The sequence below is a fragment of the Bradyrhizobium sp. CCBAU 53351 genome (assembly GCF_015291745.1).
GTDB lineage: Bacteria > Pseudomonadota > Alphaproteobacteria > Rhizobiales > Xanthobacteraceae > Bradyrhizobium.
The window spans coordinates 2,349,071-2,361,292 of the sequence record NZ_CP030059.1; the positions used below are offsets into that span (position 1 = coordinate 2,349,071).

Consider the following 12,222-nt stretch of genomic DNA (forward strand, 5'->3'; position numbering starts at 1 on the left):
GCATGGCTGTGATGTCGATTTTGCAGTGCGGTAGCAGGGAAGTGAAGGCAGGATAGTTCTGGTTATTAGCGTTTCCGGCGGTGCTCCGGTAAAGGGAAATGGGGATCGCCGTGGGGGCGGCTTCCGTAGTCTCATTTGACCTGGAATTGCCTGGCGCATGATTGCTCTGGTCCGTATTGCCCTGAGTCGGCCGTATACGTTCGTCGTGCTCGCGCTCCTGCTGCTGATCATCGGACCGCTGGCGGCGCTGCGGACGCCGACCGACATCTTCCCTGACATCCGCATTCCCGTGATCGGCGTGGTCTGGCAGTACACCGGCCTGCCGCCCGACCAGATGTCCGGCCGCATCACCACGCCGTTCCAGCGCGCGCTGACGACGACCGTCAACGACATCGAGCACATCACCGCCAACTCCTACAACGGCTTTGGCATCATCAAGATCTTCTTCCAGCCCAACGTCGACATCCGCACCGCCAATGCGCAGGTCACCGCGATCTCGCAGACGCTGCTCAAGCAGATGCCGCCAGGCGCGACGCCACCCTTGATCCTGAACTACTCGGCCTCCACCGTGCCGATCATCCAGGTGGCGCTGTCGGGCGATGGCCTGACCGAGCAGAACCTCGCCGACATCGGCATCAACCAGCTGCGCACGCCGCTGGTCACCGTGCCCGGCGCGGCGATCCCCTATCCGTTCGGCGGCAAGCAGCGCCAGGTCCAGATCGATCTCGATCCCACCGCGCTCCAGGCCCGCGGGCTATCCGGCCAGGACGTCGCCAACGCGCTGGCCGCGCAAAACCTGATCACGCCGGTCGGCACCCAGAAGATCGGCCAGTTCGAATACAACATCCAGCTCAACAATTCGCCGCTGAAGATCGACGAGCTCGGCAACCTTCCAATCAAGACCGTCAACGGCGCCATGGTCTATGTGCGCGACGTTGCGAGCGTACGCGACGGCAATCCGCCGCAGACCAACATCGTCCATGTCGACGGCAACCGCTCGGTGCTGATGATGGTGCTGAAGGCGGGCGCGACCTCGACGCTCGACATCATCGCCGGCATCAAGCAGAAGGTGATTGACGTCAAGGACCAGCTCCCCGACGCGCTGAAGATCGGCTTCATCGGCGACCAGTCGGTGTTCGTCCGCGGCGCGATTCAAGGCGTCGCGGTCGAGGGCGTGATCGCGGCGCTGCTGACCAGCGTCATGATTCTGCTGTTCCTCGGCAGCTGGCGTTCGACCATCATCATCGCGGTCTCGATCCCGCTCTCGGTGCTGGGCGCCATCATCATGCTGTCGGCGATCGGCGAGACGCTGAACATCATGACGCTTGGCGGCCTCGCGCTCGCGGTCGGCATCCTCGTCGACGACGCCACCGTGACCATCGAGAACATCAACTACCATTTGGAGCAGGGCAAGCCGGTCGAGCAGTCGATCCTCGACGGCGCCAACCAGATCGTGACGCCGGCCTTCGTGTCGCTGCTCTGCATCTGCATCGTGTTCGTCCCGATGTTCTTCCTCAGCGGCGTCGCGCGCTTCCTGTTCGTGCCGATGGCGGAAGCCGTTATGTTCGCGATGATCTGGTCGTTCATCCTGTCGCGCACGCTGGTGCCGACCATGGCGAACTATCTGTTGCAGCCGCATGTCCACCACGAGGGCGCCCCGCCGAAATCGCGCAATCCGCTGGTCTGGTTCCAGCGCGGCTTCGAGGCGCGGTTCGAGCGCATCCGCGGCGGCTACCATGATTTCCTCGGCCTTGCGCTGGCCCACCGTGCGGTGTTCGTGATCGGCTTCCTCTGCGTGGTCGGCGCGTCCTTCGCGCTGGTGCCGTTCCTGGGGCGCAACTTCTTTCCCGCGGTCGATGCCGGCAACATCCTGATGCATGTCCGCACCCAGGTCGGCACCCGCGTCGAGGAGACCGCCAACCAGCTCGCCGACGTGCAGAAGGCGGTGCGCAAGCTGATCCCGGGCGAGATCGAGACCATGACCGACAACATCGGCATGCCGATCTCCGGCATCAACATGACCTACAACAACACCGGCGTGATCGGCCCGCAGGACGGCGACATCCAGATCAAGCTGAAGGAGGGCCACAAGCCGACCGAAGAGCATGTGCGCGTGCTGCGCGAGCAATTGCCGCGGTTGTTCCCCGGCGTCAGCTTCGCCTTCTTGCCGGCCGACATCGTCAGCCAGATCCTGAATTTCGGCGCGCCGGCGCCGATCGACCTGCAGATTCGCGGCGCCAATCTCGCCGCCAACTTCGCTTACGCCAACTCCCTGCTGGCAAAGGTCCGCAGGATCCCGGGCGTGGCCGACGCGCGGATCCAGCAATCGCCGAACGCGCCGACCTTCAACATCGACGTCGATCGCACCCGCGCGCAATATGTCGGCCTGACCGAGCGCGACGTCACCAACAGCCTCGTGGTCAATCTCGCGGGATCCTCGCAGGTCGCGCCGACCTATTACCTCAATCCCGACAACGGCGTGTCCTATTCGATCGTGATGCAGACGCCGCAATACCAGATCGACTCGCTCAGCGCGCTGCAGACGCTGCCGATCACAGCCGCGGGCAATGCGCAGTCGCCGATCCTCGGCGGCATCGCCGACATCAGGCGCTCGGCCTCGAGCGCGGTGGTCTCGCAATACGATATCCAGTCGATGGTGCAGATCTTTGCGACCACCTCGGGCCGCGACCTCGGCGCAGTCGCCGCCGACATCCGCCAGGTGATCGCGGATACGGCCAAAGAGGTGCCGAAAGGCTCCTCAGTGGTGCTGCTCGGACAGGTGCAGACCATGAACAGCGCCTTCACCGGCCTGTTGTTCGGGCTGCTCGGTGCTGTCGTGCTGATCTATTTCCTGATCGTGGTGAACTTCCAGTCTTGGTCCGATCCTTTCGTGATCATCACGGCGTTGCCGGCTGCGCTCGCCGGCATCGTCTGGATGCTGTTCACGACCGGGACCACGCTGTCGGTCCCCGCGCTGACGGGCGCCATCATGTGCATGGGCGTTGCCACCGCCAACAGCGTGCTCGTGATTTCGTTTGCGCGCGAGCGCTACGAGGCGCTCGGCGATCCCATTGCCGCCGCGCTCGAGGCCGGCTTCGTGCGGTTCCGCCCGGTGCTGATGACCGCGCTCGCCATGATCATCGGAATGGCGCCGATGGCGCTGGGGCTGGGCGAGGGCGGCGAGCAGAATGCGCCGCTTGGCCGCGCGGTGATCGGCGGCCTGATCTTTGCGACCTTCGCCACGCTGATGTTTGTTCCCGTGGTGTTCAGTATGGTACACAAGAAACAAGGCGCCAAAGTCGCCGCCCCTTTGGAGACCTCGCATGTCGCCTACTGAATCCGGCTCCCCGGTGTCGCGCCGGAAACTGGGCATCTTCGGCGTGGTGGCGCTGATCGCGGCTGGCCTCGTCGTCGGCACGGGCATCCGTGCTCGCGAGGAGCAGGGCTCCAAGCTGAGGGAATGGACCGATGACCAGGCCATTCCGAGCGTGGCGGTGATACAGCCGAGCGCCAAGGCGCAGAGCGCCACCATCGACCTGCCGGGCCGGCTGGAAGCCTATTACCGCGCGCCGATCTTCGCCCGCGTGTCGGGTTATCTGAAGAGCTGGAGCGCCGACATCGGCGCCCGCGTCAAGGCGGGGCAGGTGATCGCCGAGATCGAGGCGCCCGACCTCGATCAGCAGCTCTTGCAAGCCAGAGCTGACCTCGCCAGCCAGCAGGCCAGCGCGAGGCTGTCGGAGGCAACGCTGAACCGGCGCAAGACGCTGGTCGCCTCCAACTTCGTCTCGGCGCAGGAGATCGACGAGCGCACTGCCGACCTCTCCAACAAGAACGCCGCCGTCAATTCGGGCAAGGCCAATGTCGAACGGCTGGAGGCGCTGGCCGGCTACAAGAAGATCGCCGCGCCGTTCGACGGCATCGTCACCGCGCGCGACACCGACGTCGGCGCCCTGATCAATGCCGGCGGCGGCTCCGGTCCGGCGATGTTCGTGGTCTCGGACATCACCAAGCTGCGCGTCTACGTCAACGTCCCCCAGAATTACGTGCCGGCGATCAAGATCGGCGCCAAGGCGACCATCACGCTGCCGGAATATCCGAACCGGAATTTCCAGGCGACCGTGGAAGCCTCCTCGCAGGCCGTCGACGTCGCCTCCGGCACGACGCGCATGCAGCTCGGGCTCGACAATTCGAGCGGAGAGCTGATGCCCGGCGGCTATGCCAGCGTGAAGCTCAACCTGCAGCGCGACTCCGCGCCTCTCAGCATCCCCGCCAGCGCCCTGATATTCAACGGGAGCGGCTTGCGCGTTGCCACCGTCGGCGCGGACGACAAGGTGCTGTTCAAGCCCGTGACCATCGCCCGCGACCTCGGCCGCGAGATCGAGCTCGCCTCGGGCATCGCGGCAGATGACCGCGTCATCACGGCCCCGCCGGACGGCCTCTCCGACGGCGATCCGGTGCGCGTGGTCGGCGCCAGGGGCAAGCCGGCGACGGCGTCGGAGAAGCAGGCGCCGAAGGGGTAGGGCAGTCTCGTTCCCCGGACGCAGCGCAGCACGCAGTGGTGCGCTGCAGAGCTGGGGCCCGTCTCTTCGCGCCGTAGCATGTCGCTTTCTAGGTCCCGGCTCTGCGGAGCGGCCCTTCGCGCTGCACCCTGTCCGGGACACGAGAACAAGCTATGCCACGCGCCACTCGGGCACACCATCCGCGGCCATCGTGATCTCGCCCAGCGATCCCACCGGCGTCCGGTCCATATCGAGCAGATGCGCCAGCGTCGCTTCATCGCTCGCCGGTATCCGCGCCAATGTGCGCCGGTCGTCCGCCGTCCGCAGCATCACCACGCCATGCTCGACATTGCCGCCGCGGCCGTAGAGCACCGTAAAGCTCTCGACCCTGCCCTTGCCCGAGGCCTCGCTAGCGAACTCCGGCACCGCGCGCTTGTTGCGGTCGGCTTCGGCTTGCACGCCGGTCTCCTGCGCCAGCGCCTCGCGCGGCGGCGCCTTCGCCACCACCAGCGCGTGATGTTTGGTGACGAAGCCGCCCTGGCCATAGAGCAGGCCGAGCCTGCCGCCGTCGCGCAGGCGCCGCACCATCGCGCAGGCCGCATGCGTCATGTAGGTATTGAGCGGTGCGCCGAAGAAGGTGAGGCCGCCGGTCACGGTCGGCTGCACGTCGGCACCAAGGCCGAGCGTGCGCCGTGCCATCTTGGGTACGCAGGGGAAGCAGCTATAGAGCTCGATCGCGTCGAACTTTTTCCCGTCGCCGCCGGCGAGGTCCACCACCGCTTTGAGCACCGCGTTCTGCGGATGGCTCTCGTAGAACTGGTCGCGCAGCAGATAGTCGCGCGGCTCTTCCGCCGAGGCGCCGCCGAGCGGATAGACCAGTTTGTCCTCCGCGATGCCGAGCGCGCGCGCCTTGGCGAGGCTGGTGAGCATCAGTGCGCCGCCCATGTTGACGCTGGGATTGGCGACCATCAGCTTGTTGTAGGGCCACGCGATCAGGCGGTTGTCCGCGCTCGGCGTCGTGATCTCCTCCGGCGCATAGCGCCGCTTCAGCCACGCATTGGGATTTTGCGCGGCGGCCTCCGAATAGCGCGACCACAGCGTGCCCGATTCCGCCATCGCCTCGCGCGGCGTCTGGCCCCAATGCGCGGAGGAGGCGGCCTCGTAGAATGGATAGACCGTGACGGGCCGGAACACCCCTAGCTTCACCGCCAGCGGCTTCTGGAACGCCGCGCCGCGCTTGGGCTCCTCGACGTCATGGGCGAACGGCGTCCATGGCAGCTTTGCGCCGGCACGCTCCGCCTTGGTCGCGGTCGATTGCGCCTCGGCGCCGCAGATCGCCGCCACGCTGCATTCGCCGCGGGCGATGCGCTTGGCTGCCTCGTGGATGTAGCGGATCGGGCTCTCGCCGCCGACCGGGCCGTAATAGCAATGCGCTGGCGTAATGCCGAGCCGTTGCGCCAGCAGCTTTTCCGGATCGCGATAGCGCCAGCTCAGGAAGTTGACGACGTCGAGCGACTGCACCTCGCCGAGCAGCTTTGCGCCGGCATCCGCCTCGGCGCGCCGCAGCGCCTGTTCGAGCAGGTCGAGCGGCTCGAGGCCTTCGGTGATCTCCTTCGGGCGGTCGACGATCTCGCCGATGCCGACGATGACGGGGATGCGGTCGGGGGAAACAATCGTCATTTTTCTTGCTTCTTCACTCTCTCAGAAATCTCCGACCTCGTCCTGAGGAGCCCGCGAAGCAGGCGTCTCGAAGGACGGGCCGCGGGCTCTCATGGTTCGAGACGGCGCTTGCGCGCTTGCTCACCACGAGGGTCTATCATTCCGCCACCAGCGCATTCATGTGCTCGACGGCTTCGGCGAAATCTACCTTGAACTCCTGCACCACGGCACCCGCCGACTTCACGCTGTCGATCAGCCCGACGCCCTGGCCGACGAAATAGCTGACGAGATCGCGCGCCCTGGCGTTGCCGCTCGCGGCCGCTCGATCGATCGAATGAAACGCGTCGCGGCTGATGATGCTCTGCAGCGGCATCGGCAAGGCGCCCGGGCTGTCCGGCGCGCGGTCCCAGGCGTCGGTCCAGACCGAACGGAGCTGCCGCGCCGGCTTGCCGGTGCGTCCCTTGGAGCGCACGGCGTCGCGCGAGGATGCCGCGATCATCTTCTCGCGGAAGATCTCCGTGGTTTCGGCTTCCACCGTCGCAAGCCACACTGAGCCGGTCCAGGCGCCGGCCGCGCCCATTGCCATGCAGGCCGCCATCTGCCGTCCGGTCATGATGCCGCCGGCCGCCAGCACCGGCACGTCGCGAATCGGCTTGATCGCCTTGATCACCTCCGGCACCAGCACCATGGTCGAGACCTCGCCGCAGTGGCCGCCGGCTTCGGTGCCCTGCACCACGAGGATGTCGACGCCGGCCGCGACCTGGCGCAGCGCGTGCTCCTTGGCGCCGACCAGCGCTGCGACCGGCACGCCGTGTTTCTTGCCCATCTCGATCATCGCCTTGGGCGGTACGCCGAGCGCGTTGGCGATGAGGCGGATCGGATGATTGAAGGAGACCTCGAGCAGCTGCAGCGCGGTTTTTCCGTCGAACGGCTGCGGCTGATCGGCTGCGACCTCCGTGCTCGCCAGTTCGATGTCGTATTTCTTCAGGAGCTCGCGCGTGTAGGCGCGGTGCTCTTGCGGCACGCGCGCTTCCAGGCTCTTCCAGGTGACGTCCTTCTCGCCCGCCGTCGAGATGTTCTCGGGGATCAGCACGTCGATGCCGTAGGGCTTGCCGTCGACGTGATCGTCGATCCACTTCAACTCGCGTTCGAGCGTATCGGGCGTGTGCACGGTCGCCCCCAGCACGCCGAAGCCGCCTGCGCGGCTGACGGCGGCGACGACGTCGCGGCAATGGCTAAAGGCCAGCAGCGGGAACTCGATTCCCAGCATGTCGCAGATCGGCGATTTCATGGCTCTCTCTCCCGGCGGCCTTCGCATTTTCGTTGTTTTCGCTGGCGAAGCAAAGTGACGCGAGCCAATCGATGACATGCCGGATTCGGCGAGGCATCTTGTGTGTAGGCGTCGCGCGCTTCCCTCACGCCGACCGCCCGTCATTTCGGGTTCGCCCTGCTGGCGCCCCGGAATGACGGGGAGGGCCGCCTGCCATGACAAAACGTGAAGTTGTCCCGGCCGGCAATGCGTTGCCGTGCCCTTGTCATCGGCCATTCCAGGGCTAATTAATGCAGGCGCATCTTTCCGCCGGAGCCCCCGCATGACCGACACCCCCGCCTACGTGCCGCCCAAAGTCTGGACCTGGAACAAGGAGAATGGCGGGCAGTTCGCCAGCATCAATCGCCCGATCGCCGGCCCCACCCATGACAAGGAGCTTCCGGTCGGCAAGCACCCGCTGCAGCTCTATTCGCTGGCCACCCCGAACGGGGTCAAGGTCACGGTGATGCTGGAGGAGCTGCTGGCCCTCGGCCACAAGGGCGCCGAATACGACGCCTGGCTGATCAAGATCGGCAATGGCGACCAGTTCGGCAGCGGCTTCGTCGCCATCAACCCGAACTCGAAAATCCCGGCGCTGATGGACCGCTCGGGCCGGGAGCCGATCCGGGTGTTCGAATCCGGCTCGATCCTGTTCTACCTCGCCGAGAAGTTCGGCGCCTTCCTGCCGAAGGACGTCAAGGCCCGCACCGAGGCGATGTCCTGGCTGTTCTGGCAGATGGGCAGCGCGCCCTATCTCGGCGGCGGCTTCGGCCATTTCTACGCCTACGCGCCGACCAAGATCGAATACGCCATCGACCGCTTTGCGATGGAGACCAAACGCCAGCTCGACGTGCTCGACCGGCGCCTTGCCGACAACGAATATCTCGCGGGCAAGGAGTACACGATCGCCGACATGGCGGTCTGGCCGTGGTACGGCGCTCTCGCCAAGGGGCTGGTCTATGGCGCCGGCGAGTTTTTGTCGGTGCAGGACTACAAGAACGTGCAGCGCTGGACCGACCAGATCGCGCAGCGCCCCGCCGTGAAGCGCGGCCGCATGGTCAACCGCGTCTCCGGCGATCCCGCCAGCCAGCTGCACGAACGCCACGACGCCAGCGATTTCGAGACCAAGACGCAGGACAAGATCGAGCCTGCGACGTAGGTGCGTAGGGCGGATTAGCCGAAGGCGTAATCCGCCACTCTTCGTCACGTAGGCGTTCGGCGGATTACGCTCTCGGACTGCGCTTTGCGCAGCCGGGAGCTAATCCGCCCTACGCGATCAATCCGGCAAAATTCCCCCGGAGCCGCCAAGATCCGCGGGCAGGTCGGCATATTTCGGCAGGCCATCCCTAACCGAGACCATCTTGCTCGCGTAGTTCGCGTGCAGGGTCGGCTGGTGTCGGTATCCCTTCAGCAGATTGGCGTAGACGTCGATCAGCCGCATCCGCGGATGCTCGGTCATGACGTGGCCGCCGCAGCGCTTGCAGAACTTTCGATAGGAATGCTCGGTCTTGTTGAACGTCCCGAGCTCTGCCTCGCCCTTAATGATGCGCACAGCGTCCGACTTCCACAGGCTGAAGGCGTTGATCGGCGCCGCCGACCAGGCTTGGCAATCGGCGCAATGGCAATAGCCAGCAAACATCGGTTTGCCGGTGACCGCGACCTCGACCGCGCCACAGAAACAGCCGGCGCGATAGCTCGCCTGTGGCTCGGCATGCGTGTTCCTTCCCTCGGCGAGGAGATCGTTGTATTCAGGACTCTTCCGCATGAAATTGCGAATGAAATCGCACTCGACCAAGAGCTTGCGGCCCTGCGCCCGCACCGCATCCAGCGTGGCGCGGCCGAGCTTCGAGCCGATGCCGCGGCCGCCGAGCTCCGGCGGCACCTCGGTGTGCACCAGCGTGATCGCGCCGTCGGTCTTGCGGTAGGTGACGAAGGCGATCGGCCCGTCGACGTCGAGCTCGAACCGCTCGCGTTCTTCATTGTCGCGAAAGGCTTCCGGCATCGTTTCGCTCCTGGGTTCGACTATTTGGTCTTTGCGCCTTCCGCCGCCGGAAACACCACGCGGTCGTCGGTGCGGCAATAGCGGTCGGCGAACATGCGGCCGATCGGGTGATAGCGGTCCATGTGCACCCGCATCGTCTCGTCATCCCACAGCTCGTCGCGAATGTGGAAGTGGAGACCTTCGCCCATGATCAGTTTGCGATCGTCGTTGACGTCGATCAGCTTCCAGAGCTTGCACTCCATCGCCCAGGGCGTGTCGGCGAGCCGCGGCACCGCGATTGTCGTCGAGGGCGCAAGCTTGAGGCCGAGATAATCTGGCTCACCGACCTCAGGCGGAAAGTCGCCGCTGCTCTCGTGCATCGCTCGCGCCAGCGGCTCATCAGCGATATTGACCACGAATTCGCCGGTGCGCTGGATGTTGAGGAAGGTGTCCTTGTCCTCACCACCAGGCTTGCGGTTGGCCGCGAACATGCAGAGCGGCGGATCCTCGCAGAAGGCGTTGAAGAAGCTGAATGGCGCTGCGTTGACGACGCCGGTCGGCCCCAGCGTCGTGACCCACGCGATCGGCCGCGGCAGGATGAAGGACGTCAGCACCTTGTAGCGCTCGCGCGGCGTCAGCTCGCTGGCGGCGTAGTCCATAGTGGCTCCTGGGCAAGTCGTCATTGCCGGGCTTGACCCGGCAATCAGTCAATCCTGAAGACATGCTCCTCACGATGGATGCGCGGGTCAAGCCCGCGCATGAGGAGTTGGGATCACGCCATGCTCAGCTCGTGGCGCCCGACCACCATCCAGTGCACCTCGTCCGGACCATCCGCAAAGCGCAGGTGACGCACGTCCTGGTACATCTCGGCGAGGGGAGTCCAGTGCGAGATGCCGGTGGCGCCGTGCATCTGGATGGCCTGGTCGATGATCTTGCAGGCGCGCTCCGGCACCATGGCCTTGACCATGGAGACCCAGACGCGGGCCTCCTTGTTGCCGAGCACGTCCATCGCCTTGGCGGCCTTCAGCACCATCAGTCGCATCGCCTCGATCTCGCAGCGCGCCTGCGCGATGATTTGCATGTTGCCGCCGAGATGGGCGATCTTCTTGCCGAAGGCTTCGCGGGTGAGGCCACGCTGCACCATCAGGTCGAGCGCCTTCTCGGCCTTGCCGATGGTGCGCATGCAGTGATGGATGCGGCCGGGGCCGAGGCGGAGCTGCGAGATTTCGAAGCCGCGGCCTTCGCCGAGCAGCATGTTCTCCTTGGGCACGCGCACATTGTTGAAGCGCATGTGCATGTGGCCGCGCGGCGCATGGTCCTGGCCGAACACGTACATGGGCCCGAGCACCTCGACGCCGGGCGTGTCGCGCGGCACCAGGATCTGCGACTGCTGCTTGCTCGGCGCCGCATCCGGGTTGGTCTTCACCATCACGATGAGGATCTTGCAGCGGGGATCGCCGACGCCGGAGATGTAGTACTTCTCGCCGTTGATGACCCATTCGTCACCGACCAGTTTTGCGGTCGTCGAGATGTTCTTGGCGTCGGAGGAGGCGACGTTCGGCTCGGTCATGACATAGGCCGAGCGGATCTCGCCGTTGAGCAGCGGCTTCAGCCACTTCTCTTTCTGCTCCTTGGTGCCGACGCGCTCCAGCACCTCCATGTTGCCGGTGTCGGGGGCCGAGCAGTTCATGCTCTCCGACGCCAGCGGGCTCTTGCCGAGCTCGGAGGCGATATAGGCGTAGTCGAGGTTCTTCAGGCCCTGGCCGGTCTCGTCGTCGGGCAGGAAGAAGTTCCAGAGGCCTTCCTGCTTGGCCTTGTTCTTGGCCTTCTCCAGCACCTCGAGCTGCTTCGGCGTAAAACTCCAGCGGTCTTCCTTGCCTTCGCCGGCCTTGGCGAACTCGATCGACATCGGCTCGACCGTGTCGCGGATGAACTTCTTGACGTGATCGTAGAGCGGCCGGACCTGGTCCGACATCCGGAGGTCGTTGAGCTCGTCGCCGGGATTGAGGGTGTAGTTGGTGGTGCGGGGAATATAGGTGTGTTTTGTCATTGTTCCTCCCGGGGACGCTGAGATCGTTCTGGCGGCAGAATAGTGCCAGCGCGGCCAAAGTGCGAGCGCGCATTTTTCACGCGGAGCCATGCCACGCGATGGAATTTGGCGAGCTCGTTTGAAATGTTGTTTGAATGGGGTGGAGAGGCGGCAGGTCCGCGCCTTACACGCCGCTGTCATCGCCCGGTGAAAACCGGGCGATCCAGTATTCCAGAGAGAGCGACGATTGGATCGAGATGTCGCGGCGTATTGGAATCCCCGCCTTCGCGGGGAATGACACCCAGCGTGAGGTTTAGTTCGGTAGCCGATGCATCGCGCAGATCTTGTTGCCGTCGAGATCGCGCAAATAGGCGAGATAGAGCTTGCCGCCGGGGCCCTGGCGGATGCCGGGCGGATCCTCGATCGATTTTGCGCCGGCGGCAACGCCCGCCGCATGCCAGGCATCGACCTGCTCCGGCGAATTGGCGGCAAAGCCGATCGTGCCGCCGTTCGCGCAGGTCGCGGGCTCGCCGTTGATCGGCTTCGACACCGAGAACACGCCGGTCTTGGTGATGTAGAAGATGCGGTGGCCGTCGACCCTGGCGGGCCGGACCTCGAGCGTGCTCAGCAAATTGTCGTAGAACGTCTTGGCCTTGTCGAGATCGTTGGTGCCGATCATGATGTGCGAGAACATTTGCCCATTCCCTCAGTATTGTAGCCCGGATGGAGCGAAGCGAAATCCGGG

The 12,222-nt window shown here is 65.1% G+C and carries 9 protein-coding genes; 3 read left to right on the plus strand and 6 right to left on the minus strand.

Annotated features, from left to right (window positions below):
- Window positions 1-157: 157 nt before the first annotated feature.
- Both XH83_RS11070 and XH83_RS11075 read left to right on the plus strand, forming a co-directional pair.
- The gene (locus XH83_RS11070; protein WP_194407026.1) at window positions 158-3,337 is read left to right on the plus strand and encodes an efflux RND transporter permease subunit; all 3,180 of its coding nucleotides are present in this window, start codon (window positions 158-160) and stop codon (window positions 3,335-3,337) included.
- The gene (locus tag XH83_RS11075) at window positions 3,324-4,520 is read left to right on the plus strand and encodes an efflux RND transporter periplasmic adaptor subunit (RefSeq protein WP_194407027.1); all 1,197 of its coding nucleotides are present in this window, start codon (window positions 3,324-3,326) and stop codon (window positions 4,518-4,520) included. The genes XH83_RS11070 and XH83_RS11075 overlap by 14 nt, the downstream gene beginning before the upstream one ends.
- A gap of 150 nt (window positions 4,521-4,670) precedes the next feature.
- Here XH83_RS11075 and XH83_RS11080 read toward each other — a convergent pair whose 3' ends face one another.
- Window positions 4,671-6,179, minus strand: coding sequence for an acetyl-CoA acetyltransferase (locus XH83_RS11080; RefSeq protein ID WP_194407028.1), 1,509 nt, complete (start codon window positions 6,177-6,179; stop codon window positions 4,671-4,673).
- A 136-nt stretch (window positions 6,180-6,315) separates the two neighbouring features.
- On the minus strand, window positions 6,316-7,449 hold the full coding sequence (locus XH83_RS11085; RefSeq protein ID WP_194407029.1) for a nitronate monooxygenase: 1,134 nt from the start codon (window positions 7,447-7,449) through the stop codon (window positions 6,316-6,318).
- Window positions 7,450-7,750: 301 nt separating this feature from the next.
- Here XH83_RS11085 and yghU point away from each other — a divergent pair, with 301 nt between their 5' ends.
- Window positions 7,751-8,626 carry a glutathione-dependent disulfide-bond oxidoreductase gene (gene yghU / locus XH83_RS11090; RefSeq protein ID WP_194407030.1) on the plus strand — a complete coding sequence of 292 codons (876 nt, stop codon included), beginning with the start codon at window positions 7,751-7,753 and terminating at the stop codon, window positions 8,624-8,626.
- Window positions 8,627-8,743: 117 nt separating this feature from the next.
- On the opposite strand, the gene XH83_RS40370 is transcribed toward yghU, so the two are convergent.
- The 4 genes from XH83_RS40370 to XH83_RS11110 form a co-directional block, all read right to left on the minus strand.
- The gene (locus XH83_RS40370) at window positions 8,744-9,469 is read right to left on the minus strand and encodes an N-acetyltransferase (RefSeq protein WP_371746322.1); all 726 of its coding nucleotides are present in this window, start codon (window positions 9,467-9,469) and stop codon (window positions 8,744-8,746) included.
- Between the two features lie 20 nt (window positions 9,470-9,489).
- The gene (locus XH83_RS11100; protein ID WP_194407031.1) at window positions 9,490-10,107 is read right to left on the minus strand and encodes a flavin reductase family protein; all 618 of its coding nucleotides are present in this window, start codon (window positions 10,105-10,107) and stop codon (window positions 9,490-9,492) included.
- Window positions 10,108-10,220: 113 nt separating this feature from the next.
- Window positions 10,221-11,498 (minus strand): acyl-CoA dehydrogenase family protein, encoded by a 1,278-nt coding sequence (locus XH83_RS11105; RefSeq protein ID WP_028143270.1) that lies wholly within the window; start codon window positions 11,496-11,498, stop codon window positions 10,221-10,223.
- Window positions 11,499-11,790: 292 nt separating this feature from the next.
- Entirely contained in the window at window positions 11,791-12,171 is a 381-nt protein-coding gene (locus tag XH83_RS11110; protein WP_063196139.1) for a VOC family protein, read from the minus strand.
- Between the last annotated feature and the right edge of the window lie 51 nt (window positions 12,172-12,222).